29 protein-coding genes are annotated in these 25,602 nt (G+C 59.4%); 14 read left to right on the top strand and 15 right to left on the bottom strand.

Going from position 1 to position 25,602, the window contains the following annotated elements; genetic code table 11:
• Window positions 1–58 precede the first annotated feature (58 nt).
• Window positions 59–280: an FmdB family zinc ribbon protein gene (locus ACID345_RS05185; protein ID WP_011521814.1), complete on the top strand. Its 222-nt coding sequence runs from the start codon at window positions 59–61 to the stop codon at window positions 278–280.
• 333 nt (window positions 281–613) lie between these two features.
• On the opposite strand, the gene ACID345_RS26565 is transcribed toward ACID345_RS05185, so the two are convergent.
• The 8 genes from ACID345_RS26565 to ACID345_RS05150 all read right to left on the bottom strand — a co-directional run bounded on the left by ACID345_RS26565 (window position 614) and on the right by ACID345_RS05150 (window position 7,719).
• Window positions 614–850 carry a hypothetical protein gene (locus ACID345_RS26565; protein WP_148210022.1) on the bottom strand — a complete coding sequence of 79 codons (237 nt, stop codon included), beginning with the start codon at window positions 848–850 and terminating at the stop codon, window positions 614–616.
• A 148-nt stretch (window positions 851–998) separates the two neighbouring features.
• Entirely contained in the window at window positions 999–1,613 is a 615-nt protein-coding gene (locus tag ACID345_RS05180; RefSeq protein WP_011521813.1) for a sulfite oxidase heme-binding subunit YedZ, read from the bottom strand.
• Window positions 1,613–2,569 carry a protein-methionine-sulfoxide reductase catalytic subunit MsrP gene (gene msrP, locus ACID345_RS05175; RefSeq protein ID WP_011521812.1) on the bottom strand — a complete coding sequence of 319 codons (957 nt, stop codon included), beginning with the start codon at window positions 2,567–2,569 and terminating at the stop codon, window positions 1,613–1,615. Before msrP ends, ACID345_RS05180 begins: the two co-directional genes overlap by 1 nt.
• A gap of 324 nt (window positions 2,570–2,893) precedes the next feature.
• Window positions 2,894–3,538 carry a DNA oxidative demethylase AlkB gene (gene alkB / locus ACID345_RS05170; RefSeq protein ID WP_011521811.1) on the bottom strand — a complete coding sequence of 215 codons (645 nt, stop codon included), beginning with the start codon at window positions 3,536–3,538 and terminating at the stop codon, window positions 2,894–2,896.
• Entirely contained in the window at window positions 3,525–4,214 is a 690-nt protein-coding gene (locus ACID345_RS05165; RefSeq protein WP_228370736.1) for a 2OG-Fe(II) oxygenase, read from the bottom strand. The genes alkB and ACID345_RS05165 overlap by 14 nt, the downstream gene beginning before the upstream one ends.
• A 499-nt stretch (window positions 4,215–4,713) precedes the next feature.
• The gene (locus ACID345_RS05160) at window positions 4,714–6,414 is read right to left on the bottom strand and encodes a M1 family metallopeptidase (RefSeq protein WP_148210021.1); all 1,701 of its coding nucleotides are present in this window, start codon (window positions 6,412–6,414) and stop codon (window positions 4,714–4,716) included.
• A gap of 125 nt (window positions 6,415–6,539) precedes the next feature.
• Window positions 6,540–7,325: a 23S rRNA (guanosine(2251)-2'-O)-methyltransferase RlmB gene (rlmB, locus tag ACID345_RS05155; protein WP_011521808.1), complete on the bottom strand. Its 786-nt coding sequence runs from the start codon at window positions 7,323–7,325 to the stop codon at window positions 6,540–6,542.
• A gap of 46 nt (window positions 7,326–7,371) precedes the next feature.
• Window positions 7,372–7,719 (bottom strand): XRE family transcriptional regulator, encoded by a 348-nt coding sequence (locus ACID345_RS05150; protein ID WP_011521807.1) that lies wholly within the window; start codon window positions 7,717–7,719, stop codon window positions 7,372–7,374.
• A 347-nt stretch (window positions 7,720–8,066) separates the two neighbouring features.
• On the opposite strand from ACID345_RS05150, the gene ACID345_RS05145 reads away from it, so the two are divergent.
• Together ACID345_RS05145 and ACID345_RS05140 are read left to right on the top strand one after the other, a co-directional pair.
• The gene (locus ACID345_RS05145; protein ID WP_011521806.1) at window positions 8,067–8,855 is read left to right on the top strand and encodes a LytR/AlgR family response regulator transcription factor; all 789 of its coding nucleotides are present in this window, start codon (window positions 8,067–8,069) and stop codon (window positions 8,853–8,855) included.
• Window positions 8,852–9,313 carry a metallophosphoesterase family protein gene (locus ACID345_RS05140; protein WP_011521805.1) on the top strand — a complete coding sequence of 154 codons (462 nt, stop codon included), beginning with the start codon at window positions 8,852–8,854 and terminating at the stop codon, window positions 9,311–9,313. The genes ACID345_RS05145 and ACID345_RS05140 overlap by 4 nt, the downstream gene beginning before the upstream one ends.
• On the opposite strand, the gene ACID345_RS05135 is transcribed toward ACID345_RS05140, so the two are convergent.
• Window positions 9,294–10,397 carry a serine hydrolase domain-containing protein gene (locus ACID345_RS05135; protein WP_011521804.1) on the bottom strand — a complete coding sequence of 368 codons (1,104 nt, stop codon included), beginning with the start codon at window positions 10,395–10,397 and terminating at the stop codon, window positions 9,294–9,296. The two genes, ACID345_RS05140 and ACID345_RS05135, sit on opposite strands and share 20 nt — an antisense overlap.
• Window positions 10,398–10,442: 45 nt before the next feature.
• On the opposite strand from ACID345_RS05135, the gene purS reads away from it, so the two are divergent.
• From purS to ACID345_RS05095, 8 genes are all read left to right on the top strand, one after another.
• Window positions 10,443–10,685 (top strand): phosphoribosylformylglycinamidine synthase subunit PurS, encoded by a 243-nt coding sequence (gene purS, locus ACID345_RS05130; RefSeq protein WP_011521803.1) that lies wholly within the window; start codon window positions 10,443–10,445, stop codon window positions 10,683–10,685.
• Window positions 10,686–10,743: 58 nt separating this feature from the next.
• Window positions 10,744–12,606: a glutamine--fructose-6-phosphate transaminase (isomerizing) gene (gene glmS, locus ACID345_RS05125; RefSeq protein WP_011521802.1), complete on the top strand. Its 1,863-nt coding sequence runs from the start codon at window positions 10,744–10,746 to the stop codon at window positions 12,604–12,606.
• Window positions 12,607–12,612: 6 nt separating this feature from the next.
• On the top strand, window positions 12,613–13,272 hold the full coding sequence (locus ACID345_RS05120; RefSeq protein WP_011521801.1) for an HAD family hydrolase: 660 nt from the start codon (window positions 12,613–12,615) through the stop codon (window positions 13,270–13,272).
• A 27-nt stretch (window positions 13,273–13,299) separates the two neighbouring features.
• The gene (locus ACID345_RS05115) at window positions 13,300–14,463 is read left to right on the top strand and encodes a P1 family peptidase (RefSeq protein WP_011521800.1); all 1,164 of its coding nucleotides are present in this window, start codon (window positions 13,300–13,302) and stop codon (window positions 14,461–14,463) included.
• Window positions 14,464–14,534: 71 nt separating this feature from the next.
• On the top strand, window positions 14,535–14,783 hold the full coding sequence (locus ACID345_RS05110; protein WP_011521799.1) for a type II toxin-antitoxin system Phd/YefM family antitoxin: 249 nt from the start codon (window positions 14,535–14,537) through the stop codon (window positions 14,781–14,783).
• Entirely contained in the window at window positions 14,780–15,166 is a 387-nt protein-coding gene (locus tag ACID345_RS05105; RefSeq protein WP_011521798.1) for a type II toxin-antitoxin system VapC family toxin, read from the top strand. The genes ACID345_RS05110 and ACID345_RS05105 overlap by 4 nt, the downstream gene beginning before the upstream one ends.
• Window positions 15,167–15,282: 116 nt before the next feature.
• Window positions 15,283–16,020 carry a ferredoxin--NADP reductase gene (locus ACID345_RS05100; RefSeq protein WP_011521797.1) on the top strand — a complete coding sequence of 246 codons (738 nt, stop codon included), beginning with the start codon at window positions 15,283–15,285 and terminating at the stop codon, window positions 16,018–16,020.
• Window positions 16,021–16,192: 172 nt separating this feature from the next.
• Entirely contained in the window at window positions 16,193–17,752 is a 1,560-nt protein-coding gene (locus tag ACID345_RS05095; RefSeq protein ID WP_011521796.1) for an NAD(P)/FAD-dependent oxidoreductase, read from the top strand.
• A gap of 7 nt (window positions 17,753–17,759) precedes the next feature.
• Here the strand turns inward: ACID345_RS05095 and ACID345_RS05090 are convergent, their stop codons facing one another.
• Together ACID345_RS05090 and ACID345_RS05085 are read right to left on the bottom strand one after the other, a co-directional pair.
• On the bottom strand, window positions 17,760–18,155 hold the full coding sequence (locus tag ACID345_RS05090; protein ID WP_011521795.1) for a type II toxin-antitoxin system VapC family toxin: 396 nt from the start codon (window positions 18,153–18,155) through the stop codon (window positions 17,760–17,762).
• Complete coding sequence (locus ACID345_RS05085) at window positions 18,152–18,367, bottom strand: type II toxin-antitoxin system VapB family antitoxin (RefSeq protein ID WP_041855459.1); 216 nt, start codon at window positions 18,365–18,367, stop codon at window positions 18,152–18,154. The genes ACID345_RS05090 and ACID345_RS05085 overlap by 4 nt, the downstream gene beginning before the upstream one ends.
• A 47-nt stretch (window positions 18,368–18,414) precedes the next feature.
• On the opposite strand from ACID345_RS05085, the gene ACID345_RS05080 reads away from it, so the two are divergent.
• Window positions 18,415–19,428, top strand: a complete 1,014-nt coding sequence (locus tag ACID345_RS05080) for a hypothetical protein (RefSeq protein WP_011521794.1) — start codon at window positions 18,415–18,417, stop codon at window positions 19,426–19,428.
• A 3-nt stretch (window positions 19,429–19,431) separates the two neighbouring features.
• Here ACID345_RS05080 and ACID345_RS05075 read toward each other — a convergent pair whose 3' ends face one another.
• Window positions 19,432–20,730 carry an amidohydrolase family protein gene (locus ACID345_RS05075; RefSeq protein ID WP_011521793.1) on the bottom strand — a complete coding sequence of 433 codons (1,299 nt, stop codon included), beginning with the start codon at window positions 20,728–20,730 and terminating at the stop codon, window positions 19,432–19,434.
• A 113-nt stretch (window positions 20,731–20,843) separates the two neighbouring features.
• Between ACID345_RS05075 and ACID345_RS05070 the strand changes: the two genes are divergently transcribed.
• A complete protein-coding gene (locus ACID345_RS05070; protein WP_011521792.1) occupies window positions 20,844–21,326 on the top strand; it encodes a heavy metal-responsive transcriptional regulator in 483 nt (160 codons plus the stop codon).
• Window positions 21,323–21,835, top strand: coding sequence for a hypothetical protein (locus ACID345_RS05065; RefSeq protein ID WP_011521791.1), 513 nt, complete (start codon window positions 21,323–21,325; stop codon window positions 21,833–21,835). The genes ACID345_RS05070 and ACID345_RS05065 overlap by 4 nt, the downstream gene beginning before the upstream one ends.
• On the opposite strand, the gene ACID345_RS05060 is transcribed toward ACID345_RS05065, so the two are convergent.
• The 3 genes from ACID345_RS05060 to ACID345_RS26820 all read right to left on the bottom strand — a co-directional run bounded on the left by ACID345_RS05060 (window position 21,832) and on the right by ACID345_RS26820 (window position 25,598).
• Entirely contained in the window at window positions 21,832–22,731 is a 900-nt protein-coding gene (locus ACID345_RS05060) for an Fpg/Nei family DNA glycosylase (RefSeq protein WP_011521790.1), read from the bottom strand. The two genes, ACID345_RS05065 and ACID345_RS05060, sit on opposite strands and share 4 nt — an antisense overlap.
• Before the next feature lie 45 nt (window positions 22,732–22,776).
• Window positions 22,777–25,230 (bottom strand): ABC transporter permease, encoded by a 2,454-nt coding sequence (locus ACID345_RS05055; RefSeq protein ID WP_011521789.1) that lies wholly within the window; start codon window positions 25,228–25,230, stop codon window positions 22,777–22,779.
• 227 nt (window positions 25,231–25,457) lie between these two features.
• Window positions 25,458–25,598 (bottom strand): hypothetical protein, encoded by a 141-nt coding sequence (locus ACID345_RS26820; RefSeq protein WP_187148944.1) that lies wholly within the window; start codon window positions 25,596–25,598, stop codon window positions 25,458–25,460.
• Window positions 25,599–25,602: the final 4 nt, after the last annotated feature.

Genomic DNA, 25,602 nt, shown 5'->3' with positions numbered 1-25,602 from the left:
TGTGGGTGCCCCACCCTCCCCGAAGGGAGGGTGGGACCGCGACACATAGGAGCCGTTCATGCCCATCTTCGAATACATCTGTTCCGATTGCGGCCACCACTTCGAGGCCATCGTCATGGGTTCGCAGGAAGCCTCCTGCCCCAAGTGCAACGCTCACCATCTCGAGCAGCAACTCTCCAAATTCGCCGCCCACAGCAAAGGCTCGTCCTCCGAAGCGCCCTCCTGCGCCAGCGGTGGCCCCTGCTGCATGGGCACCGGCGGCGGCTGCAACATGAACTAGTTGCGTCGTATCAAGACACGCACGACTCAGGACGTTGAATCGACAGGCTTCGTATCAGGGCACGGCTTCACAGGCTGCTGAAAAACTCGTATCGACGCCGGTTTGTATCAGGGCACGACTTCAGTCGTGCCGAAAAGCGGCAATAATGAACGGGGCTTTAGCCCCTGCAAACTCTATCCCCGCCCCCACCGTCTCCCCATGCCACACGGCCTCCCTCGCACCACTCCCAGGCCGAAGGCCGACCAGCGTCGTGAAACGCCCGCCCAAAATAAAAGCCCGCTTTAGCGGGCGGCACGGTACTTGCCGCGAGGCGTGAGCCCCGCGGCTTAAACTCTACTTCTGCGCTTCTTCCTTCGGCCCAAGCGACTCGGCGCCGCCGCATCCTGCGCCGCCACAACTGCCCCAATCGCAAGCACACACAGGCCCGCACCCCACAAAATCCTCTTCATTCAGTTTTCTCCTGGGTCTTCCGGAATGCCCCACCATTTTGCCACGCCCCGCGCCAAATCCAAGCACTTTCATCGCGCGACGACGCAACTCATCCCACTCGCGCGCGACAAGAAATCGCATCGCGGCCAGCCCCCACCCCCGCGCGCACCTCCACAGTCCTCTCTTGTCATCCAGAGGAGCGCAGCGACGAAGGATCTGCTGTTTACTCCACAAAAATGTCCGGGTGCCCCATGTCTCGCGTTTTTCGAGACATGGGAATCGAGAATATCTACGCCGCTTCCGCCACTCTCGCGCCGCTCACTTTCCGACGCTTCTCCCACCAAGCCCACGCTCGCCACAACATCAGCGCCGCGAGGATCACCGCATACATAAACGGCTTCGCCTCATCCCTCTTCGTCAGCCAGATGTAATGCACCACGCCCGCCAGCGCGGTCCCATAAATCAGCCGATGCAGTGCCGTCCACTTCTTCCCCAACCTGCGGATCCACCCCTTCGTCGACGTCAGCGCCAGCGGAATCATCAGTACGAACGCCGTGAATCCGGCGGTGATGAACGGCCGCTTGTACACGTCCTTCACGATCTCGTGCATGTCGAAAAACTTGTCGAGCCAAATGTACGTCAGGAAATGCAGCGTCCCATAGAAGAACGCGAACAGCCCAATCATTCGCCGAAACGAAATCAATTCGCTGATACCCGTAATGCGGCGCAGCGGCGTGATCGCCAGCGTCGTCATGATCAGGATCATCGTCCAGTCGCCGGTCTCGTGCGTGATCGCCTCAATCGGATTCGCACCCAATTGCGCGCGAAATCCGCCGAATGCCATGTTCGCCACCGGCATCAGGCACGCGATGAATACCAGCGGCTTGATCAATTTCGGTCGCATTAGAAGTTTTTCTTCAAATCCATGCCCGAATACAAACTCGCCACCTGGTCGCCGTACCCGTTAAACATCAGCGTCGGACGCTTGAAAAACTCCCCGATCCTCCGCTCCTTCGCCTGGCTCCATCGCGGATGGTCCACGTTCGGATTCACATTGGAGTAGAAACCATATTCGTTTGACGCCGCCTGCGTCCACGTCGAGGTCGGCTGTTTCTCCACCAGCTTGATGTTCACGATCGCCTTGATCCCCTTGAACCCATACTTCCACGGCACCACTAATCGCAACGGCGCGCCATCCTGGTTCGGAAGCGTCTCGCCATACAGGCCTACCACCATCGTCGTCAGCGGATGCATCGCCTCATCCAGCCGCAACCCCTCCACATACGGCCATTCCAGCACCGCCCTCCGCTGCCCCGGCATGCGATTCGGATCGAGCAGCGAGGTAAACTCCACGAACTTCGCCTTCGGCTGCACTTCCACTTGGTTCAAAAGCGCCGACAACGGAAATCCGATCCACGGAATCACCATCGACCATCCCTCGACGCAGCGCATGCGATACACGCGCTCCTCCAGCGGGATCTTCAGCAACGTGTCAATGTCGAAGGTCTGCGCCTTCTTGACCAGGCCTTCCACCTTCACCTTCCACGGCGTTGGTTTGAAATTTTTGGCCTCGTCTGCCGGATCGGTTTTGTCGGTGCCGAACTCGTAATAGTTGTTGTAGTGGGTCACGTCGTTCAGCGGCGTCTGCTTCTCGTTCGTGCTGAAGCTGCTCGGCTTGAACTGCAACTTCGCATTCGCGCTCGCGTGCAGCGCCGGATCGAATAGCCCCGCCGCCTTGAATCCCACCGCAATCGCCGCCCCAGCCGCAGCCGCCCCGCCGATAAACGCACGACGGTTCAGGTACACCTTTTTGTCCGTAATTTCCGACGACGGAATCTCACCCTGCTTCTTGATCAACATGCCCACACCCCACTACAAAGTTGGATGGCCGGCGCCGCGAAAGGTTACATCAAGTGTTGTTCACCACTCGAATGTGCCCATTCATCAACGTTCCTTAAAGACTACGTCCCAGCAACCCAAACAGATTTCCCGCCCCTGTCATCCTGAGCGGAGTCGCGAAGCGACGGAGTCGAAGGACCCCTATCGCCCCCTACTCAGCACTCGCGCCAAGAAAGCTCAGGCTCACGAAAGAGGCACAGAGAAGCAGAGAAATTCGGGTCACATCTCCCCCAAAACTCTGCGCCTCTGTGCCTCTGTGGTGAAGCGACTCCAAAGTGAAATGCGCTATCCCGCCCGCCGAAACGTCAAATTAAACCGATACTCCCCCGTCGCCTCGTGAACTCCCGCCTTCAACGCCAACACCCCGTGATACGCCAACCGCGCGGTTCCGCCCCACACCACCACATCCCCGTGTCGCACCGCGACGTTTTGCGCCCCGCGGCGGTTCTCCACTTCGCCAAACTGAAACGTCGCCGGCAAACCCAACGACACCGAAACAATCGGCTGCCCGAAATCCTGTTCGTTGCGGTCCTGGTGCAACGTCATCCGCGCACCCACCGCATAACGATTGATCAAACATGCATCCGGCGCGAACCCCGAAAATCCCGCTGCATCCGCGGCTTCACGGGCCAATTTCTCAAACGCCTCCGGAATTTCCGGCCAACGCTTTCCGGTCGATGGATCTTCCGTCGTGTACCGATATCCCTTGCTGTCCGTCACCCATCCGAGCCGCCCGCAGTTGGTCATCGCCACACTCATCACGTGCCCACCCGGCGTCACCATGTTTCGAAACTCTGCAACTGATGCCACTTCGCGGATCCCGGGCAAAAGCTCGTCCGCCACGGACAATGCAAACCCGCGCAGCAGCACAGCGCCTTCGCGGATCTCCACCCGCGTCTCCGGCCACAACGGCAAATCAGAGTGCGTCATGAAAAATAATCCCCATCGTGAATCGCTGCCCCGAGCGAAGCCGGCTCACTCCGTGCCGCATGCCTACCCGATAAACGCCTTTCGTTCCGCGTACCGGACGCTCGTTCACCGCGAAGATCACGCCCTCGCCCTGCCGCAGCGGCACCACTTCCACCCGCGACTGCATCCTCGGACGCTGTTCCGTCAGCACGAACTCTCCTCCCGTGAAATTCTCGCCAGGCGTGCTCAGCAAGAACGCCACCTGCAGCGGAAACACCAAGTCGCCATACAAATCGCGATGCAGGCAGTTGTAATCATCCGCACCGTACTTCAGCAACAGCGGCGTAGGCTGCGTCTGTCCTGCCGCATGGCACAGCTTCAGGTACTCGCCATGCTCGCGCGGAAAGCGTTTGTCCAGTCCCAACTTTTCCTGCCATCCGTTCGCGACAGCAGCGCAGCGCGGATACAGTTCCGTCCGCAACCGCTGAACAATTTCCGGCAGCGGATATGCAAAGTACTTGTACTCGCCGCGTCCAAACCCATGCCGCGCCATAACGACTTTGCTGCGAAACTGCGCGTCGTTGCCGTACCCACGCGCCAACTCATCACAGATTCCGCGCTCCAGAACCACGCCCGTGGTCGCGCAGCCACGCTCGTCCAACTCCTGCGCCACGCGCTCCCAATCGATCTTTGCCAACCCTGCATCCATGCCCAAAGTCTACGTCCCACGCCGCTCTCCCAATATCCGAAACGCCCCGCCAAAACGAAAAGGGCACCCGTCTCTCGACGGCGCCCTCAAAACTTTCAGCGGGAACTTCTCTCGTTCCCATCTATATCCAGAATACCAAGTTGAAGGGGGTAAACCGGACACTTTTTCGGAATTTATATTTCCCCGCGATTCATCAGCTTGCGGCGAAATCGGTAATTTCTGCCTATTGACAACATTTTTGTCGTGTCGCGATTTCTCCCACAAAAGTGCAACAAAAAGGGCGCTCATCTCTCGATGTCGCCCTCGAATCTCTCGGCGGAACTCTTTTCGTTCCCCCTATTTCTAGAATATCAAGTTGAGCACCGGAAAATTGCACTTTTCCGGAATTTATATTTCCCCGCGATTCATCAGCTTGCGGAGAAATCGGCGATTTTTGCCTATTGACAACATTTCTATCGTGTCGCGATATCTCCCACAAAAGTGCAACTTACTGCGCGGGCGGCTTCACTTCCATCTTGTTGTTGGTCATGTCGCGCTCCGGAACGCTGCCGTCGTTCACCGTTACTGACGTCGGCACCTGCTGCGTGTTGATGCGCGCGGTCGCCTTCTCGCCCGGCTTCACAAAAATGCGCACGGATTTCTCTCCACCATTCACCTGCGCCGACACCGGCACTTCCGCCGCTGCACTCCCCAAATTCTCGACTGTGATCGTGACCAGGTACTGTCCGCCCAAAATCTGCCGGGGATACGCACTGACAATGTGGAAATCCGGCAGCCCGCGGTCGCGATAGACCCAGTCATCGAAGAACCACTCCAGGTCCTTGTGCGCATGGCTCTCGATCAGCTTCTGCATATAGCTCGCATCGTGATCGTCTTCCGGACGGTAGCTTTGCACCGCTGCCGAAAGCGCCTCGTCGCCCACCAAATCGCGCAGCATCGACCACACGAACAGCGACTTACCCCGATACAACAGCTCGTCGTCGGTGTTGATCAGCGACTGCGCCGCCGGGTCCTTCGCCGGATCCTTGTCCGCCGTCGCCAGCGGACGGGCGTACTGCTGCAAATACGCCAGTGCATTCGCGCGTCCCATTTCGCGCTCCACCACCAGGAACTGCAGGAAGTGCGCCGTCCCGTAATCAATCCAGGGCCGGAACGACTGCACCGAAACCTGCCCGAGCTGGTACGCCGCCGACAAATCTGTCGCCATGCGCTCGCCCTGCCCGAGCGGCGCGAACATCAGCGCGCCGGTCTCGTATGGCGTCACCGCGCGGCCGGTCAGCTCGACGTACATCGCGTGCTCCTTGGGTGCGCCAAACCATCCTGCGGCGAACGGTTGCAGGCGTTCAAACTCCGCCGCATAATCCTGAGCCGCCGTGGTGTGCCCTTGCTCGTGATACACCGTCAGCACCGGCCGCTTCAGCTCCTGGAAATTTCCGACTACGAACGCCGGCACGGTCATCGGCCCCAAGCGATAGTCGTACGCTTTGCATCCCTCGTCTGGCTTCGCCTGCGATTCCGTGCCATTCGCAACGATCATGCGTCCGCCGGCTTCTTTCGCGGGCAAACAAATCGCCAGGTGCATCTCCGCACCGCGGTTGCGGCTGCGCCACTGGCCAATCGTCGAGAACACCGCGTTGCCGTCGCTCAGGCTCGCGGCTTCCATCACCACCGGATACCACGCAACGAATCCGAGCCCGCGCACTGCAGTGAAGTCATTCGAGACCTGGTCCCAGTCGGAGCGCGTCGCATCGGCATCGGGCGTACCGACGCGCGTCAGGCGCTTGGCATCGAGCGCGATCGTCCCGCCGTACGCGATGTTCAGCGTCACGCTCTGCTTCGGCTCCAGCGGCTTCGGCAGCGTGACCGTCACCTCACTCACTGCGCCGGTGTGATCAATGTCCGTTGTGTACGGCTGCGCGATGAACTGCACTTCCTCGCTGCCCACGCGCACATAGCGCCACTCCAGCGACGAAGAGACCTGCAAAACCGCCCACTTCTGTGGCGTGGCGCTATCGTTGCGTAGCGTGACCGTGCCCTCGGCCTCAAAGCCCTGCGAGGTCGGCGTGACGGTCGTCTTCAAGTTGTATTGGGTGAACGTAAGCGCGTTGCGGTCCGCGCCAAACGCCGCTGCGGAGAGGACAAAGAGAACGAGAATGCTCCGGATAAACTTCAATCTAGGTCGAATCACTTTCGGGTCTTCGCGTCGATCAAGCGCGTGACGCCCCTGACGGGGCTCTTAAAGATTTGTGCGGCTTTTCCCAGCGCTCACGCGCTGGGCTACCAACTGGCGCCACTACGTGGCTTGCCTCGCGACTACTTACGGTTTTTCTTTTTAGACGTTGTACCCGGCGATCCGGCACCCGCCACCTTCGCGCGCCGCTGCCGCGAAACTTCGTACATCACGATGCCGCCGGCCACGGAAACATTAAGCGACGAGACCTCGCCCGCCATCGGGATTTTCACCAGCAGATCGCATTTCTTGCGCACGAGATCGTGCAGGCCCTTGCCTTCCGCGCCGAGCACCAGCGCGAGGCTCATGTTGTAGTCGATCTCGTCGTAATTCTGCGTGCCGCGCTCGTCCAGTCCTACGGTCCACACGTTGTACTTGTCTTTCAAATCTTCAATCGACCGCGCAATGTTCGTGACGCGCGCGATCGGCACGTATTCCGCGGCCCCCGCGCTGGCCTTCATCGCCGTACCGGTCACGCCCACGGCGCGCCGCTCGGGAATTACGACGCCGTCCACGCCCGCGCCATCGGCGCTGCGAATCAACGCGCCCAGATTGTGCGGATCTTCAATCCCGTCGAGCACCACCACGAACGCATGTTCGCCGCGCTTCTTCTCGATAATGTCGTCGAGGTCGAGATATTCCTTCTTCGACGTGACCGCGATCACGCCCTGGTGCATGTTGGTGTTGGCGGTGCGGTCCAGGAAATCGCGCGGCAAAAAGCGCACCGTGATCCCGGACTCGCGCGCGTCTTCAACAATGCGCTGCACCCGCGGATCCATGCGGTCCTTCGCAATCGCCACATACTGAAAGCTGCGCCCGCGCGACTTCAGCGCCTCGCTCACCGGGTGGATACCGTAGATCACGTCCATAAGCTTTTAGTTTACGACACTCTGCCGCCGCCTATTCGGCCGCTTGCTAGGCGGTGCGTTTAGAGGGCATCGTGCGGCGTGCGCGCAACTTGGTGGAGTTCCGCCGTGGCGGAGCATCGACGAGTTGGAATTCGATGCGTTTGCCGAGAGCATGCGCAGCTCGCGACACCGCATTGAGGCCGATGCCCGTATATTCCGGGTCGAGCAGGCGGTCCACCTGACTGCGGCTGGTGTTCAGATGCTTCGCCATTCGCTGTTTCGTCAGCCCCTTTGCCTTCATCGCCTGTTCCAGTTGCCAGGCGAGGACGCGCTTCATGGCTACGGCTTGGACCTCCTCAAGAAGACCCTCTTCTTCGAGGAAGCTATCGAAGGAAGATCCAGTAGGTTTAGTCACGGCGCAGTCCCATGTATCAAATATGGTACATCAACTCACCGGGATGTGGACCCCTGTCATTGCGAGGAGTGCAGCGACGTGGTAATCCCCATACAGCCTCACTCACCGCAAGGGTCAAGAGTCTCTCCCGAAGAACTCTCGACGGCTCTTCCGGACCCCGCATCCTCGGGATTGCCGCGCTGCGAACGCTGCGCGTTCTACGCTCGCAATGACAGAGGGCAGCCATTTTTGCTCAATTCAAGGCGAATTCCACCGCATTCGCTGCACCACGCTGGCCGCGCTACGCATCAGTTTGTAAGACTCAGCCGTACTCAGCGGAGCTATACTTCTCACTCACGGACGGTCGAATGTCTCTTTCTGCGGTGATTGTTGACGACGAGCAGCTGGCGCGCGACGAGCTCGCCTACCTGCTGCAATCCATTGGCGATGTGGACGTCATCGCCCAGGGCAAGAACGGCGTTGAGGGCGTGAACCTGATCAAGGAACACAACCCCGACCTCGTTTTCCTCGATGTGCAGATGCCCGGCCTCGACGGCTTTGGCGTCATCAAAAAGCTCCTCGACCGTAAGGTCGCGATGCCGCAGGTGATCTTTGCGACCGCGTTCGATCAATATGCGGTGAAGGCCTTTGAAGTGAATGCCGTTGACTACGTGCTCAAGCCTTACGATAAGAAGCGCATTGCGCAGGCGATCGACAAGGCCAAGAAGAACCTCGAAAGTGCCGAGCCCGCGCCCAGCAACGATCAGCGCATTGACGCGCTGGTGAAGATGCTCGAACAGAAGACAGAGCAGAAAGCCGGGCAATCGAAGATATTGCTCAAGGCCAATGGCCGCATGTTCCTGGTGGACCAGAAAGACATCTGCTTCGCCTCGATCGAAGACGGCGTGATTACCGTGGTTGCCGCCAACATGGAAGGCCAATCGAATTGCCGCACGCTGGAAGAGCTGCTGGACTCGCTCGACCCGGGAGCATTCTGGCGCGCGCACCGCTCGTTCCTGGTGAACATCAACCGGATCAAGGAAGTAGTGCCGTGGTTCAAGAGCAGCTACCAGATCCGCATGGATGACCGTAAGCAGACGGAAATTCCCGTCAGCCGCGCGCAGACCAAGCGGCTCCGCGAGTTGTTCGGCTTGTGAAAATCGGCGTCATCTCGGATACGCACGGCCTGCTTCGTCCGCAGGCCGTCTCTGCTTTAGAGGGCGTTGACCACATCCTGCACGCCGGCGATATCGGCAATATCGAGATTGTTGCAGAGTTGCGCAACCTTGCACCCGTAACCGCCATCCGCGGTAACGTAGATACCCACCGCGACTACCATCAATTCGCCGCGACAGACGCTGTGGAACTTGGCGGCAAGCTCTTCTATCTCATCCACAATGTGAAAGAACTCGATGTTGTGCCGGGCGCGGCGGGTATCGCCGCGGTGATTTACGGGCACTCGCATAAGCCGGAGATCCGCTGGGAGAAGGACGTGCTGTTCTTCAATCCCGGCGCCGCCGGCCCGCGCCGTTTCTACCTGCCGATCGCCGTCGGCATTATCCAGATCACCGCTGCCGGCAAGCTGAAGCCACGCATTATTGAGCTTTCGGAGTAGCGCTCAGCACTTCGTCCGCGATTTTCGCGGCTGTCTCTCGCAGCGCATCGCCCTGGCCTTCGAGGTTGGTCAGGATCACCACGCCGAACTGCTTTTCGGGGACCATGTAGATAATCGTGCTTGTGCCCTTCTGGCCGCCGGTGTGCGAGATGGTTTTCCAGCCATGCAGATCGCCAGTGCCGAAGCCGAGGCCGTAGCCGCTGGTTTTTCCATCGCTGGTCTTCACCGGTGTCCACATTAGGTCCACCGTCGATTGCGAGACGATCGTGTGCTGCATCATGGCGATCATGAATTCGGACATGTCGGTCACGTCGGAGATCAGTCCCCCGCCGGGGAGCTTATAGCTGGAATCCATGTATCCGGCGTTGATGACGGTCCCATCTTTCTCCGTGTCGTAATAGCGCGTGCGGTTGGGAATGATCGTGAGCAGATTGTCCTGCAAGGTGTGCGTCATCTTGGCGGGCGCGAGCACCGACTTCTGCAGGTAGTCCATGAACTTCTCGCCGGACGCACCTTCGATCACACAGCCCAGAACGGTGTAGCCGTAAGTTGAATATCCGAACTTTGTGCCGGGATCGAACTTCAACGGATCGCTGGCGAACATCTCAAAGGCTTCGCTCGGCCTGTCGTAATGCTTGGTGTTCTCGGTCCATGCCGACGACATCTCGTCGTCGCGGTAGTGGCGGACTCCGGAGGTATGCGAAAGCAATTCGCGTGTGGTGATCGGCTTCTGTTTCTCCGGAAACGCCGGGCAGTACTTCTGGATCGGGGCGTCTAGATCGAGCCTATGTTGCTCGACGAGCGTCATCGCGGCGACCGCCGAGATCGGCTTTGAGACGGAAGCCAGGCGATAAAGGGTGAGCGGCGACGCAGCGCTTCGGTTCTCAACATCCGCGAGGCCATCAGCCCACGTGGTGATGGTGCCGTTGGTTACAACTCCGACCGAGGCGCCGGGAATATGGTGGGTTTCGATCATCTGGTGAGTGAGGTCCATGAGCGCCTTGCCTTGTTTCGGCTGTAGCGGCTGCGCCAGGAGTGAACCGGCAGAAGCAAGGAACAGGACCAACGCAAAAACGCGACGCATCTTCAAAAGACCCTCCCAAACCACGCTATAATCGTATCTTCCGCCATGAAAGCTTACGTCTACGTTTCGCTCAAGAAAAGTGTGCTCGATCCACAGGGTAAGACCATTCACGGGGCTTTGAACAAAATGGGGTACAAGGGCCTGGCCGACGTGCGCCAGGGCAAGTACTTCGAGATCCAGTTGGACGGCCTGAACCACGACCAGGCAAAGGCCGAGGTCGAGCGCGCCGCCAAGGAAGTGCTCACCAACCCTGTGATCGAAGAGTACCGCTACTCCATCGAAGAATAGCGGCCCCGCAATTCTCGCGCGGATACCGTAGCGCCCACGCGTCTCCGAGGTTCAAGGTATGTGCGGCATTGTAGGTTACGTCGGCAAAAAAGAGCCGGTCAACGTCATATTGGAAGGCCTGCGTCGCCTGGAGTATCGCGGCTATGACTCGGCCGGCATTGCCGTTGGTGGCAACGGAGACGGTCTGCAACTGCGTCGCGCCGAAGGCAAGCTGCGCAACCTCGAAGAAGTCATCCGCAACAAGCCGCTCGAAGGCACTTACGGCATCGGTCACACCCGCTGGGCCACGCACGGCCGTCCGACGGAAGAGAATGCGCACCCGCATCGTGATTGCACCGGCCGCATCGTCGTCGTGCACAACGGCATCGTCGAGAATTACGTCACGCTGAAGAAGCAGCTCATCGCCGATGGGCACAAATTCGTGACTGAGACCGATACCGAAATCATCGCGCACCTGATCGAGAAATATTTCATCGGGGAGCACGTTGCGCTGGAAGACGCAGTGCGCAAAGCCGTGCGGCAGCTCACCGGCGTGTTTGCAGTCTCGGTGATTTCGTCGGATGAGCCGAACAAGATTGTCGCGGCGCGCAACGGGCCACCGGCAGTGATTGGCCTGGGCGAGGACGAATTCTTTGTCGCCTCGGATGTCCCGGCGATCCTTCACCACACGCGCAACATGTTCTTCCTTCACGACGGCGATCTCGCGGTCATCACGCCCAACGGCGTAAAAGTCACCGACTTCGACGGCAACGTGCTCGAGCGCAAGCCGCAACGCGTGACGTGGGACCCGATCCAGGCGGAAAAAGGCGGCTTCAAGCACTTCATGCTCAAGGAAATTTATGAGCAGCCGCGTGCTGTCCGCGACACCACGCTGGGCCGCATTTCGCTCGATACCGGCAAGATCTTCCTCGACGAGATGCAAATCACCGCCGACGATTTCCGCCGCTTCGAACAGGTGTACATCACGGCCTGCGGCACAAGCTGGCATGCCGGACTGGCGGCGAAGTTCATGCTTGAGCGCCTGGCGAAAATTCGGGTGGAAGTGGATTACGCCAGCGAATATCGCTATCGCGATCCGCTCGTCGGTCCGAACGATCTCACGATTTTGATTACGCAGTCGGGCGAAACTGCCGACACAATCGCAGCACAGCGCGAGTCGAAAGCTAAAGGCTCGAAGACGCTGGCCGTCTGCAACGTGGTGGGCTCGATGATTGCGCGCGAAGCCGCTGGAACCGTGTACACGCATGCCGGGCCTGAAATCGGTGTGGCTTCAACGAAGGCGTTCACCGCGCAGCTGACCGCGCTGTTCCTGATCACGCTGCACATGGCGGAAGTTCGCGGCAAGATCAGCTACGACGACGCGCGAAAATACATGGAAGAGTTAGCACAGCTTCCCGGCAAGCTGGAGCACGTCCTGAAGCTCGACGCCGAGACCGAAGAGCTCGCCAAGAAATACCACCGCGCCAGCGATTTCCTTTTCCTTGGCCGCGGCATTCACTATCCGATCGCGCTGGAAGGCGCATTGAAGCTGAAGGAAATCTCGTACATCCACGCCGAAGGCTATCCGGCGGGGGAGATGAAGCACGGCCCCAACGCGCTGATTGACGAAAATCTTCCTGTCGTTATCATCGCGACGCAGGACACCCGCGACGCGAACTCTGTCCTGAAGTACGAGAAGACGATTTCCAACCTTCAGGAAGTAAAGGCACGCAGCGGGACCGTGATCGCCGTGGCGACGGAAGGTGATCCGCACATCGCGGACCACGCCGACCACGTGGTCTTCCTGCCGGAAGTCCCAGAGTTGCTCTCGCCGATCCTCGAGATCGTGCCGCTGCAATTGCTTGCATATCACATCGCGGTACGACGTGGTTGCGATGTAGACCAACCGCGAAACTTGGCGAAGTCTGTAACCGTCGAGTAGTCTCCGATGCTCGATGCCGTTATTTTCGACTGCGACGGAGTGCTGATTGACAGTGAGGTTGTCGCCTGCAGGATCGCCGCCGAAGAGCTGACGAAAATCGGCTATACGATCAGCACGGAAGATGTGATTCGCCGATTCATTGGCCGGACGGCGCGCGAGATGGAAGCGGAAATTGAGAATGAATGGCGCCAGCCGATTCCGGATTCGTTTCGGAAAGCCGTAAGAGAACGGCGAGCGGAGGCTTACGCCACCTCGCTCACGGCCGTAAGCGGAGTGGTGGAGGCGGTCAATTCACTGACCATGCCGATTTGTGTTGCATCGAGCAGCTCTCCGGAAACGCTGCGGGTCGGATTGAGTGCGATCGGGCTGTATGAGCGGTTCGCGCCGAACGTGGTGAGCGCGAAGATGGTGGCGCGCGGAAAGCCGGAGCCAGACGTTTTTATCCTGGCGGCGGGCTGGATGAAGGCGAGTCCGCTGAACTGCCTCGTGGTGGAAGACAGTGTGCCAGGAGTTCGCGCTGCTCTGCGGGCCGGTATGCGCGTGTTGGGGTTCTTCGGTGGCTCGCACTGCTCTCCTGGCCACGCAGAAGCATTGCTCAATGCTGGCGCTTTCCATGCATTCGACGATATGCGAGAGCTGCCGGAATTGATCGCGAAGCACGAGTAGACCCAGACGCCTCTATAATTCTTCGCCATGCATAAAGTCGTGCTCGCGACTGCTCTCACTCTCCTAAGCGCCCTCGGCATCGCCCAGAACCAAACCTCGAACGAACGGCCCCGCGCCGCTGACCTGGGAATCAACGTCGGCGTGCTTCCGCGTGGACCGCTCAACGCCATTACCGATGTGGATGGAGTGCTGGTTGGCCAGACGACCATCATCCGCGGCGACAACATTCGCACCGGCGTGACCGCGATCCTGCCGCACGCAGGCAATCTTTATCGCGAGAAGGTGCCCGGCGCGGTGTTCGTGGGGAACGGCTACGGCAAGATGACTGGCTCTACACAGGTAGAGGAACTCGGCGAGATCGAAGGGCCGGTGCTGCTGACCAACACAACGAGTGTTTCGCAGGTCGCCGATGCGCTGACCACGTACATGATCGGCTTGCCCGGGAACGAAGACGTGCTCTCGTTCAATCCGGTGGTCGGTGAAACCAACGACGGCTATTTGAACGACATCCGCGGACGCCACGTTTCGCCGGACGATGTATTTGCCGCGATCAAGAGCGCAAAGGGCGGCCCGGTCGCAGAAGGCGCCGTTGGAGCGGGCACCGGAACCGTGGCGTTCGGATGGAAGGGCGGCATTGGCACGGCGTCGCGACGATTGCCGGCGAACCTTGGCGGCTACACCGTCGGGGTGCTGGTGCAGACGAATTTCGGCGGCGTGCTGACCATCGCAGGCGCACCGGTAGGGCAGGAACTTGGCCAGTACTACCTGCGCGAAGAGCTGCAAAAGGCCGGTAATGGAAGAGACCGCGCTGATGGCTCGTGCATGATCGTCGTAGCCACCGACGCCCCGATGGACTCGCGCAATTTGAAGCGCCTCGCAGCACGAGCGATCCTGGGGCTGGCCCGTACCGGTAGCGCGTCATCGAACGGCAGCGGCGATTATGCGATCGCGTTCTCCACCGCTTCGCAGAACCGGATTCGTACTGCCGACAAAGCGCTAACGCGGCACACTGAAACAGTGACCAACGACACGATGTCACCGCTGTTCGAAGCCACGATTGAAGCGACCGAGGAAGCGATTTACAACTCGATGCTGAAGGCCACGACGACCACGGGAAACGGGCATACGGTAAAGGCGTTGCCGATCGAGGAGACAAAGGGGGTTCTTAAGAAGTATGGGGTGATTCGATAAGGGCGAAGACCCTAGACAGACCCGGCGATATGAACTAAACTAAGTGGACTTAGTTTACTCAATGGACTGCGATGAAAAAGATAAACATTCACGAAGCCAAGACCCATCTCTCACGCCTGGTGGACGAGGCGGCGAAGGGAAAACCGTTCATCATAGCGAAGGCGGGCAAGCCGATGGTGAAGGTAGTGGCCATCAATGAGGCTGCGCCTAAGAAGGTAAAGCGCCTGAACGCAATGCCGGGAGTATTCACGATTCCCGACGATTTCGACACTCGCCACCAGGAGGAGATCGAGAAGATGTTCTACGGCGAGGACGAATGAAGCTTCTCCTCGACAGTCATCTGCTTATCTGGGCAACGAGCGATGCTAAACGGATCTCGCTTGCGGGCCGGAAGCTTATCAACGATCCGGCCAACGAGCTATATTTCAGTGCGGCGAGCATTTGGGAGCTTGCGATCAAGAGTAGTCTTAAGCACCCAAGCATCACGTTTGATGTCGCCTCATTGCGGCGGACCCTGCTTGCCAACGAGTACAACGAGCTGCCGGTGACCGCGGATCATGGGCTCGAAGTTGCGGCCCTGCCGAGAATTCACAAGGACCCGTTTGATCGGTTGCTCGTGGCGCAGGCACGGGTCGAGGGAATGACACTCGTCACAGTCGATCGTGAGTTGGCGAAGTATCCCGCTTCTATCAACCCGGTGTAACGCCTTCCTGTGCCCCACGCCGCGCGAGAAGCATGCAATGAACCGCAGATTCGGGCATCTTGCCGCCCTCAAGTACAATTGTGCGGGCTTGCGGCCCAGCACCCGGGGGATGAAACTTGGCTGAGACTCACCCGATTATGGCGGCGCGCGTTACGCGCTCAATCCTGCTTTCAGAGAAAACCAAACATATTGAATTTGAATTTCTCGATCGGCCGAAATTCGATTTCATCGCCGGGCAATTTGTCTCTGTCCGCGAGCCGAAGGCCGACGGCAAGTTCATTACTCGCGCCTATTCCATCGCCTCCGACCCGCGCGACGACAATACCCTCGACCTTTGCCTGAACCGGGTGGAGAACGGGTTCATGTCGAACTATCTGTGCGACCGCGAAGTTGGCGACGAAGTGCGCATGCATGGGCCGCACGGGCATTTCGTCCTGCATGAAGAATTGAAGGACACAATTTTCATCTCCACGGGCACGGGCGTTGCGCCGTTCCGCAGCATGGGACGTTGGCTCTTCCAGCACCCCGAACGCTACAAAGGGCGCGAGTTCTGGATGATCTACGGCACTCGCTACGCCGACGACATCTACTATCGCGACGAATTTGAGCAGATGGAACGCGAACACCCGAACTTCCACTACGTATGCACGCTCAGCCGTGGCGGCGACGCGTGGACAGGTCGCAAGGGCTACGTGCAGGACCATTTGCGCGAGATCCTGAAGGCGCACGACGGCGGCAAGGACATGCAGGTGTATATCTGCGGTCTGAATGAGATGGTGAGCGGTGTTCGCGACGTTCTGAAAGACGAGTTCGGGTGGGACAAGAAGCAGATCAATTTTGAGCGGTACGATTGAAAGGCAAAAGCTTTCACCACGAAGGTTCACGAAGGGGTTTTATATTCAAATTCCTTCGAAGGGCACGAACGACCACGTGGTGAAAGCCTTTAGTCATCTGAAATCCCACGTTCGTTCGCGCTTATTAGTTGGCGAAAACGCACCTGTTCCCGCAAACTAGATACATCCTTCCATGGCGAAACAGGCAATCATCATAGGCGCGGGACCGGCGGGGCTTACGGCCGCGTACGAACTGCTGACGCGCACCGACATCGTACCGATCGTGATTGAGAAGAGCCCGTACATTGGGGGTATTTCGCGCACCGCGAATTACAAGGGCAACCGCATGGACATCGGCGGGCACCGCTTTTTCTCCAAGAGCGACCGCGTGATGGAGTGGTGGTTTCAGCACATGCCCATCGAGGCGGGACACGAAGAACTCAGTCTCACCTATCAGAACCAGCAGCGCCAGGTGCGCGGCGACGGCCCACGACCTGATCCTGAGCAGACCGACGAAGTGATGCTGGTGCGTCAACGGCGCTCGCGCATTTATTTCCTGCGCCGGTTTTTCGACTACCCCATCAAGCTCACCGGCGACACGCTGGGCAAGCTCGGCCTGAAGCGTAGCGCGAAAATCGGGGTGAGCTACGTCGGCACGCGGCTGCGTCCGATTAAGGACGAGAAGAACCTCGAACAGTTCTTCATCAACCGCTTTGGCCGCGAGTTGTACGGGACCTTCTTCAAGTCGTACACGGAAAAAGTTTGGGGCGTCCCCTGCGACAAGATCAGCGCCGAATGGGGCGCACAACGCATCAAGGGCCTTTCGATCACAAAAGCGATTGGGCATTTCCTGCGGCAGACTTTTAGTTCGAAAACGAGCCTGGCACAGAAAGAAACCGAGACCTCGCTGATCGAGCAATTCCTCTATCCGAAGCTCGGCCCCGGACAGATGTGGGAACTGGTGGCGGAGAAGGTAAAGAGCCTCGGCGGAACAATCGTGATGGACGCCGACGTGATCCGGCTGCACACCGAAGGCGCGCGGGTTGTAGGTGTGGCAGTGCAGGACGGAGAAGGATACTTGCAGGAATTTAAGGGCGATTATTTCTTCTCGACCATGCCGGTGCAGGAACTGGTCAAGAAACTCGATTGCCCGGTGCCGCCGAATGTTCGGCAGGTGAGCGATGGCCTACAGTATCGCGACTTCATCACGGTTGGGCTGCTCGTCGACAAACTGCGCGTGACCGATCGCAACGGCAAAATGATCGACGATAACTGGATTTATGTGCAGGAGCCCGACGTGACCGTGGGACGCTTGCAGATCTTCAACAACTGGAGCCCGTACCTGGTGCAGGACCGCACGAAGACGTGGATTGGCGCGGAATATTTCTGCTACGAGGGCGATGAGCTCTGGAAGAAATCCGACGAGGAGATGCTGAAGTACTGCGCCTCGGAACTGGAGCGGATCGGCATCGTCGATGCCCGCGCGGTGCTGGATGGCACCGTGATCCACGTGCCGAAGACCTACCCTGCGTATTTCGGCAGCTACGACCGCTTCCACGAGATCCGCGAATGGATCGATCGCTTCGACAATCTCTTCCTGGTGGGCCGCAACGGCATGCACAAGTACAACAACCAGGACCACTCCATGCTGACCGCGATGACCGCGGTGGACAACATCATCACCGGTCGCAAGGACAAAGAGAACATCTGGGCGGTGAATACCGAGATGGAGTACCACGAGAGCAAGAAGTAGCGCCTGGTTACGGATGCACTACCTGCAACCCCAGTACTCGCTCGAAACAATCAAAATCGCGATCGCGATGGATCAGGCTGTACCCGGTTGAGAGGCAAAACGTTGCGATGAGAGAGTCAATTGTGGATCGTATGGTGAAACCCTTCGATCGCAGCAACCGGTAGTTCGCGGCCGCTTTTGTCGCAAGGGTCGCCCCGCCGGAATCGAATACGGTAAATCGGCAAAGATCCCGCTGGACTCGTCGATACATTACATCGTCTCGTATAACCTGCAGTACCTCGCAGAGAATCAAGTCCGTAATCGCGAGCGGCTGGCGAGCCGACTCTCGGTCAAGCCAATTTGTGTGGGGATTTGGGACGGCCCTGAAATAGTCAATCCAAACCGTACTATCCACGACAATCATGCAGAGGCTTCTTCTCGAACGCGGCTACGTCGCATTGATTTAAGGTCTCCATCCCATTTCACCTTGCCTCGTAACTCGCGGATAGAAGACTGCGCCTTTACCTGCACGAGCAATCGAAGCCCCGCCTCGACCGCTGCCTTCTTCGTCTTCGCTCCACTGCTGCGCATCGCCTCCTGCATCAAATGGTCGTCAATCTCGATGTTCGTTCGCATCACGGCTCTCCGATGTGTAAGAATCTCAGAAGTTTGTGTATCTATCAATGAGAAACTCAAGGTCGAATTCTCTCGGCGTACAATCAAGCGACATGGTCGCGTTCCCTCCCCGCATCCTTTTGATCGCAACTGTACTCCTCGGTTGCACGCCGCTATTCGCCCAATCTGCCGCCGCGACGGATTCCGATCACGATGGCCTTTCCGACGATTTCGAGCAATCGCTGCTACAGAAATTCCAGCCGAAGCTGATGATCAGCGCATCCGACTGTGCGGGAACTCCGGCGCGTTTCAAACCCGGCGCGAGCCCGGAAGTCGAGGCCAAAGACGGGACAATTTACGGGCAGGTGTTTCCGGCATCGGCCGACAAGGTCGAGGTGCACTACTACACGCTGTGGGACCGCGATTGCGGGCGGGTTCCTCATGCGTTGGATGCGGAGCACGTAGCGGCGCTGATCTCGATTTCCGGCGCAGAGCCGAAGGCGCTGTATTGGTACGCAGGCGCGCACGAGAAGACTGCTTGCGACATCAGCAGCGGAGCGCGGGCAACGGCGCTGGACGCGGAAGATCACGGGCCACAGGTGTGGAGTTCGGCCGGCAAGCATGCGCTTTACTTCACCAAGGTGAAGTGCGATAGCGGCAGCGGATGTGGCGCCGATTCCTGCGCCGACAACGTGGAGCTCGCGCGTGAAGTTAACGTGGTGAACATCGGAGAGCGACATGTCCCCGCGAACGGTTCTGACTGGATTGCTTCACCGGCGTGGGTGCTTGGCGACAAGATGGGCAGCAACTTCACGCCGGAGATGGTGAAAATCGTGGATGCCGCGCCGCCGGGCGCGGTGGTGACGGTGGCGGGCCGCAGCACATTTCGTGGAACCATCGCGGTGAGCGATACGGTATTGGGCTCCATGAACAACAGCGCGCAGCACACCAGTGACGCGCTCGACAACGCGGACACGCATACGTCTAACAGCCTGCAAAAGGCGTCGGACGCGACGGGACGTTCGCTGAAACGCGCGTGGCACGCCGTGTTCGGGAATAAGCCTGCGCCTGCGGAAAAATAGCGCTTACTTCACGGCGTAGAGCTTGGCAGCGTTTTCGCGCAGCACGAGGTCCGCAATCTCCTTCGCGCGTTGCTTGTCGATACTTCCCTCTCGCACCATCTCAGTCAGAGCGATTGCCAGCGAGCGGCGGAACTTTGCCGCGCCCCATAGTGTGGTTTCGGGCCAGTTCTGGCCGGGGCCGCCGGGCGAGGCGTCGGTACCGAAGAGGACGCGCTCGGGCATTTGTTCGAGCCACGACTTCAGGATCTCTGCGTATTCGCGCGGCGTGAGGAAGTACTCGATCAGCGACGTATCCACGTAGACATTCGGCTTGAGGATGAGGCCGATGACTTTGCGTTCCTGCGTCCAATTGCCGTGCAGCAGGACGAAGTTTGTTTTGCGCAGGTCGGGATCGTTGAGCATGGGCGAGAGCAGAACCGCGTCAGCTCCGGGATCGTTGAAGAAGGCGCCGCAACCGCTACCGGTGTGGATGTGGACCGCCATTCCGAGTTTCCCAGCTTCGAGCGCAATCTGCTTGAAGAGGTAGTCCTGAAGCAGTTTGTAATCCGCGGGTTGCGCGATAGAACCGTTGACGTGCTTCGCGTACACCTGTTGGGCCTGGTACGGCAGCACTGGCTCAAAGTCGAGCGCGCGGAGATACGCGGCTTCAAATTTCAACGCAACGGCGCCACCTTTTCTCTGACGCTCGAGCGTCGGAACCAGGACCTGCTTCACGTATTGATCGAGCGTTGGCGGGAGCTTCTTCAGGCCCGCTAGTTCTAGGTAGTGGGTTTGCAGGTGCTCGGCCATTTCAAACAACGCTTTGCGATCGGGGTTCACCGACTTCTCGCCCGTATTGTTCAGCGGGAAAAGCAGCGCATCCTCATACGGGACCCAGAGCACGCGCGGGGCTTTCATCTCGGGCGTGAGATCGAGACGATTGGCGAGGACCGTGCCGATGCCGGCTTTGTCGAGCACCCACCGCTGGTCGCCGTGGTGTTGCATCTCGGCGGCGCGGGCATCGTCTACGCGCTTCATTTCGGCGTCGCTGCCGTCTTTCGGGGTGAATCCGTAGAGCGCGTGGATGGCGTTCATCCAGTCAGGGTTGGGATAGCGCTGGCTGGCGGCGCCAATGCCGCTGTCGGGCAGCATCTCACAACGCAATTGGTCGAAACCTTTGTCGGCGGGATCGGCGGCGATCACGTGCGAATGGTTGTCGATCGCCTTGATGGATTCGATGTGGTGCGCAATTTCGGCGTCGGGTTCCTGAGCGAAACCCGTAGCGCACAACACCATCACGGCAAACGTCACAAGGATGCGCATGAACTTCCTCCGGGAGAGTCCGGCCATCTTAACAGGGACGAACCGCCGTTTTTCCTGCACCAACCTTCGAACTGCCATTGACTTTGGAATCGATTCGAGGGTTCATACTTCTCATGGTGCAGCAATTATCCAACAATCAATTGCGTTCCGGGGCGTTAGCGAAGGCAACTGGCGTGAGCCCAGATACGGTGCGTCATTACGAGAAGATCGGCGTTCTGCCCAAGGCGTCGCGGACGCAATCGGGTTACCGCGTGTATCCCGAAGCGGCGATTGAACGCGTGCTTGTGGTGCGCCGGGCTTTGCGCATCGGCTTTACCCTTCCGGAGCTTGCCGACGTGTTGAAAGAGCGCGATTCTGGTGGGACACCCTGCCGGCGAGTACGCGCCCTTGCTGAGCAAAAGCTTGCAGCGATCGAGGCTGAAATCACAGCACTAAGGCAAACGGCGGCGTATTTGCGTTCTGTCCTGTCGGACTGGGACAGCAGACTAAAAAAGGCCGGTCCCACGCAACGCTCGCAGCTGCTGTACTCGCTGAGCTTGGCGCCGGTGCCCGGCGGCCGCTCGAACAGATCCTTTCGCAACAGGAGTTCCTTATGAAGATGGTGCTTATCGTTCTGGCGTTCAGCGCACTCTCACTTTCTGCCCAAGACATGGCGTCGTGTCCCATGCACGCGAAACACCAGCAGGAACGGGAGCAACATCGCAGCGACGTCGAAAAGCATGGCGACGAGGCAATGGGCTTTTCGCATGAGAAAACCACGCACCATTTCCGCCTCTTAGCCGATGGTGGTGCTATCCAGGTCGTCGCCAATAACGCCGACGACAAAGACTCACTCGCGCAAATCCGCATGCACCTAGCCCACATCGCAACAATGTTTAAGAATGGCGACTTCTCGGCACCAATGTTCGTCCACAGCCAAGACCCGCCGGGCGCCAACGTCATGGAAGAGCGGCGCGACCAGATCACCTATGCCTATTTGGAAATGCCAACTGGCGGTGAGGTGCGCATACAAACTCAAGATGCCGAAGCTTTGCAAGCGATCCACGACTTCCTCCGGTTCCAAATCGAAGACCATCACACCGGAGACAAGCCGGAAGTAGACTAGCGGTGCTTGAGGGCCTCGAGTTCGTCGAGAGTGCGCGGCCAATCGGAGCCGAGAAGGCGCGATAGGCTGCGGTCGGCGAGGACGCGGCCGCCGGTCTGGCAACGCGCGCAGTAGTTGGTTTCGTTGTCGGCGTAGCGGATGCGTAGGACTTTCTCGCCGCAGCGCGGGCAGGGCTCGCCGTACTTGCCGTGGACGGCCATCTCCGGACGGAACGCGGTGACTTTCTCCGGGAATTTCTTCGCGGCCTCGGCGGCGAAGCGGTCGATCCAGGTTTGCAGCGTCGCGCGGGTGGCGTCGTAGAGGCGCTGCCATTCGTCGGATTTCAGCTTGTGGGTTTGCGCGATGGGTGAGAGCTGCGCGGCCCAGAGGATTTCGTCGGAATAGGCGTTGCCGATGCCACTGAGGAAGCGCGGATCGGTGAGGGCGCGCTTCAAGGTGCGGTTTTCTATGGTGAGCGCCGCGCGAAATGCGTCGAGATCGGCGGTGAAGACGTCAATTCCACCGGGATCCACGGTGCGCAGCGCGGCTTCGCCGCGGAAAAGATGCAAGGACGCGCGTCGTTTCGCGCCGGCCTCGGTGAGTACCAGCGATCCGTCGTCGAAATCCAGCGCGGCAAGGTAATTTCGGCCTTTCAGCGCGACGCCCGCGGCTTTCCAGTGAAGGCGGCCGGCGATCATCAGGTGCAAGACCAGCCAGAGATCGTCTTCCAATCCAAAGACGATGCGTTTGCCGATGCGCCGCAACGCGAGCACGCGCTTCCTTTCCACGGCTTCCAGCGGCGGATCGATGGTGCGGAGGAGGAAGGGGCTGGTGATGCGGACGCGCTGGAGCGTTTTGCCAAGCACGCGCGGTTCTAGCGCGGTGAGGTACGCGGTGATGTCGGGGAGTTCCGGCACGCAAATAGCTTACATCTGAGTCGTTCGTCTACGGGCGGAATGCCTTCACTGATAGCGCAGCGCCACCATAGGATCGACGCGCATGGCTCGCCATGCAGGGATAGCGACCGAAAGTAGGGCCATCATGATGGTGAAGGCAACGGCGGCGAGGTAAACCGCGGGATCCGCCGGACTGATGGCGCCGAGCGCAGCGGAGACCAGGCGCGCCGCGGCCAGCGACGCGACTGTCCCGATCGCGAGTCCAAGCAAAGCCATCACCAAGCCCTGTTTTAGAACCATCGACATGACGGTGGCGCGTTGTGCGCCAAGAGTCATGCGGATTCCGATTTCACTGGTGCGCTCTGCGACGGAATAGCTCATGAGGCCATAGAGCCCGACGGCAGCCAGAAGAATTGAGATCCCGCCAAGCACGGTAAGCAGGCTGGCGGCGACTCGCTGACCGTAAAGGGAGCCGGCGATGTACTCGGTGAGGGGTTGGGCATCGAGCAACAGCAAGCCGGGATCGATCTGGCGCGCTTCACGCCGGATGGAGGCGATGGCTTCCGGAACCGATCCGGAGGTGCGCACATGGAAAGTCAGCCCGTATTCCGGACGGTAAACCTGGCGGATCGGCACATAGATGTAAGGTTCGGGACTCTCGGTAATCTGGTGGTATTTGACCGTCTGTACCACGCCGACGATGGTGAACCACTCGCCCCAGCCGCGCACTCTGTGGCCGAGGGGATCGCGGCCGGGCAGGAAGCGGCGAACGAATTCCTGGTTCACGATCATGACCTTCTGTATGGGATCGTCATGAAGTCGGGTTGCGGAATCGTGCAGGTCGAAGTCGCGTCCGGCGAGGAGAGGGATCTTCATGAGGTCGAAGAAGCCGGGCGAGATCAGGTCGCGGTAGATCTTCATGTTCTCGTTCAGACGCGGAACATAACCCTGGATTTCGAGGTCCTCCCAATTGCCGCCGGAGGAGCCGAGGGGCAAAGAATCGTCGTAGCTGACCGCGGTCACACTAGGGGTATGCTCAAGCTTCTCGCGCAGACGAGTGCAAAAGTCGTCGGCCTGACGCGCGTTGTAGCCGGCTGTGGAAAGATCGAAGCTGGCGACCGCCACGCCCTCGGCGATGAAGCCTGGGTCCATTTGGCGGGAGCGCTGGAAATTCTTGACGAACAAACCGGCGCCGATGAGAGCCATGACTGCGAGCGCCACCTCCGCCACGACGAACACCTTGCGCAAGTGATGCGACTCGCCGCTGGTGCCCAGACCGCGGGCTTCGTTGAGAACCTGGTTCACGTCGGCGCGCACAGCGCTGAGTGCGGGCGCCATGCCGGCAGCCACCGCAACGAAGGCAGCTAATCCCGCGCTGAAGAGCAGCACTTCCCAATCGAACCGGTGAGCGTTGAGCAATGGGGTGGAGTTTCCGGGCGCGAGCCAGTTGAGAGCGCCGGTAAGCCAGCGCGTAAGGAGCAAGCCTAGCAACGCGCCCGCAAGCGCGAGGGCGAGAGCTTCGGTGAGAAGCTGACGGGTGAGCCGTGCGGGCCGGGCTCCCATGGCAAGACGAATACTGAATTCCTTGCGGCGCGCCGTAGCGCGGGCCAAAAGCAAGCTGGCGATGTTGGCGCAAACCGTAAGGAGCATCAACGCACTGGCGCCCATCAAAATACCGAGCGGCTTCAGGAGCACGGCTTCCGCTCCAAAGTGCGATTTCGAGAGCGGCATGAAAACCAGCCCGACTCCGTTATCTGCGTCGGCATCGGCCTTCGCCATGTTCGCGGCGAGGGCCTGCGCCTCCTGGTTCGCTTCTGCGAGGTGAACCCCGGGCTTGAGCCGTGCCAGCATCTCGAAGTTCCGGGTCTTGCGGTCTTCCAGCATCCATATGCCGGTGTGGGTGAGCTGGCCGTACATGGTGACCGGAACCCACATCTCCATGTCTAACCCGGCCCACGAGCCGTGAAATGCCAGCGGGGCGACGCCGATGACGGTGAACGGCGTGCGGTTGATGTGAAGGGTCTGGCCAATCGCCGCGGGAGAGCTTCCGTAGTGGGAGACCCAATAGCCGTGGCTGATCACCACCACCGGGTGCGCATTCTGGGCGTCGGTGCTCTCTTCGGACGAGAAAAACCGGCCGATTTCAGGCTGCACGCCGAGCACCGGGAAGAAGTTGCCGGACACCACTTCACCCCAGGCCCGCGCCGGGTTCGGCTCCTCGCCAATGATAAGGGGCTGGATTTTGCGCAGAGTCACGTCGGCGAGCTTGAGGTGGTCGCGATAGTCGGTGAAATCGAGGAACGAGGTCGTCAGCGGATGGCCATCGTCGGCGGTGTTCTCGAGGGAGACGATACGAGAGGCGTTGGTCGCCCCGGGGAGAGGATGGAGCAGAACAGTTCGGATCCAGCCGAAGATGGTGGTACTGGCGCCGATGCCGATGCCGATGGTGAGAACGGCAATAAAGGTGAAGCCGCGGTTAGCCAGCATCGCGCGGAGCGCCGAGCGGAGATCTTCCCTCATATTGCCTATCAGAGCACCAAAATCGCCAAAGGTAAAACATTGAAACTACAGAACTAGTGTGAAACGCGGCTGTCCGGAATTGGACTCGGACGATCGCATTCCGGACAGGAAAAATGCGGACTGGTGGTGTCGGGGGCTTGCGAAAGGGGGTAGATTTCAGCGCGTCTAGTTGCCGGCGGTCTGCTCCGATACCTCGCAGCGCGAGGACGCGCTTCCCTTCCACGGCCTCAAGCGGTGGGATCAATCGTGTGCAGCAGGAATGCGCTGGTGATGCGAACGCGGTGGAGCGTTTTGCCGACGACACGCGGTTCGAGCGCGGTGAGATAGGCGGTGATGTCGGGGAGTTCCGGCACCGAGCAAGGATACAACGCC

This window comes from Candidatus Koribacter versatilis Ellin345, assembly GCF_000014005.1.
GTDB lineage: Bacteria > Acidobacteriota > Terriglobia > Terriglobales > Acidobacteriaceae > Korobacter > Korobacter versatilis_A.
Note: the sequence above shows the minus strand (reverse complement) of the source record. Positions and strands in the feature narration are given on the sequence as shown.

What these genes read in the sequence shown, in the direction of transcription:
- ACID345_RS05095 (WP_011521796.1), top strand. Translation starts at nt 16,193, where the DNA reads ATGGCGAAACAGGCAATCATCATAGGCGCGGGACCGGCGGGGCTTACG.
- purS (WP_011521803.1), top strand. Translation starts at nt 10,443, where the DNA reads ATGAAAGCTTACGTCTACGTTTCGCTCAAGAAAAGTGTGCTCGATCCA.
- ACID345_RS05090 (WP_011521795.1), bottom strand. Translation starts at nt 18,155, where the DNA reads ATGATTGTCGTGGATAGTACGGTTTGGATTGACTATTTCAGGGCCGTC.
- ACID345_RS05110 (WP_011521799.1), top strand. Translation starts at nt 14,535, where the DNA reads ATGAAAAAGATAAACATTCACGAAGCCAAGACCCATCTCTCACGCCTG.
- alkB (WP_011521811.1), bottom strand. Translation starts at nt 3,538, where the DNA reads ATGACGCACTCTGATTTGCCGTTGTGGCCGGAGACGCGGGTGGAGATC.
- ACID345_RS05075 (WP_011521793.1), bottom strand. Translation starts at nt 20,730, where the DNA reads ATGCGCATCCTTGTGACGTTTGCCGTGATGGTGTTGTGCGCTACGGGT.
- ACID345_RS05185 (WP_011521814.1), top strand. Translation starts at nt 59, where the DNA reads ATGCCCATCTTCGAATACATCTGTTCCGATTGCGGCCACCACTTCGAG.
- ACID345_RS05105 (WP_011521798.1), top strand. Translation starts at nt 14,780, where the DNA reads ATGAAGCTTCTCCTCGACAGTCATCTGCTTATCTGGGCAACGAGCGAT.
- ACID345_RS05085 (WP_041855459.1), bottom strand. Translation starts at nt 18,367, where the DNA reads ATGCGAACGAACATCGAGATTGACGACCATTTGATGCAGGAGGCGATG.
- ACID345_RS05065 (WP_011521791.1), top strand. Translation starts at nt 21,323, where the DNA reads ATGAAGATGGTGCTTATCGTTCTGGCGTTCAGCGCACTCTCACTTTCT.
- ACID345_RS05070 (WP_011521792.1), top strand. Translation starts at nt 20,844, where the DNA reads ATGGTGCAGCAATTATCCAACAATCAATTGCGTTCCGGGGCGTTAGCG.
- ACID345_RS05115 (WP_011521800.1), top strand. Translation starts at nt 13,300, where the DNA reads ATGCATAAAGTCGTGCTCGCGACTGCTCTCACTCTCCTAAGCGCCCTC.
- ACID345_RS05080 (WP_011521794.1), top strand. Translation starts at nt 18,415, where the DNA reads ATGAGAAACTCAAGGTCGAATTCTCTCGGCGTACAATCAAGCGACATG.
- ACID345_RS26565 (WP_148210022.1), bottom strand. Translation starts at nt 850, where the DNA reads ATGCGATTTCTTGTCGCGCGCGAGTGGGATGAGTTGCGTCGTCGCGCG.
- ACID345_RS05055 (WP_011521789.1), bottom strand. Translation starts at nt 25,230, where the DNA reads ATGAGGGAAGATCTCCGCTCGGCGCTCCGCGCGATGCTGGCTAACCGC.
- ACID345_RS05145 (WP_011521806.1), top strand. Translation starts at nt 8,067, where the DNA reads ATGTCTCTTTCTGCGGTGATTGTTGACGACGAGCAGCTGGCGCGCGAC.
- glmS (WP_011521802.1), top strand. Translation starts at nt 10,744, where the DNA reads ATGTGCGGCATTGTAGGTTACGTCGGCAAAAAAGAGCCGGTCAACGTC.
- ACID345_RS05135 (WP_011521804.1), bottom strand. Translation starts at nt 10,397, where the DNA reads ATGCGTCGCGTTTTTGCGTTGGTCCTGTTCCTTGCTTCTGCCGGTTCA.
- msrP (WP_011521812.1), bottom strand. Translation starts at nt 2,569, where the DNA reads ATGTTGATCAAGAAGCAGGGTGAGATTCCGTCGTCGGAAATTACGGAC.
- rlmB (WP_011521808.1), bottom strand. Translation starts at nt 7,325, where the DNA reads ATGGACGTGATCTACGGTATCCACCCGGTGAGCGAGGCGCTGAAGTCG.
- ACID345_RS05180 (WP_011521813.1), bottom strand. Translation starts at nt 1,613, where the DNA reads ATGCGACCGAAATTGATCAAGCCGCTGGTATTCATCGCGTGCCTGATG.
- ACID345_RS05120 (WP_011521801.1), top strand. Translation starts at nt 12,613, where the DNA reads ATGCTCGATGCCGTTATTTTCGACTGCGACGGAGTGCTGATTGACAGT.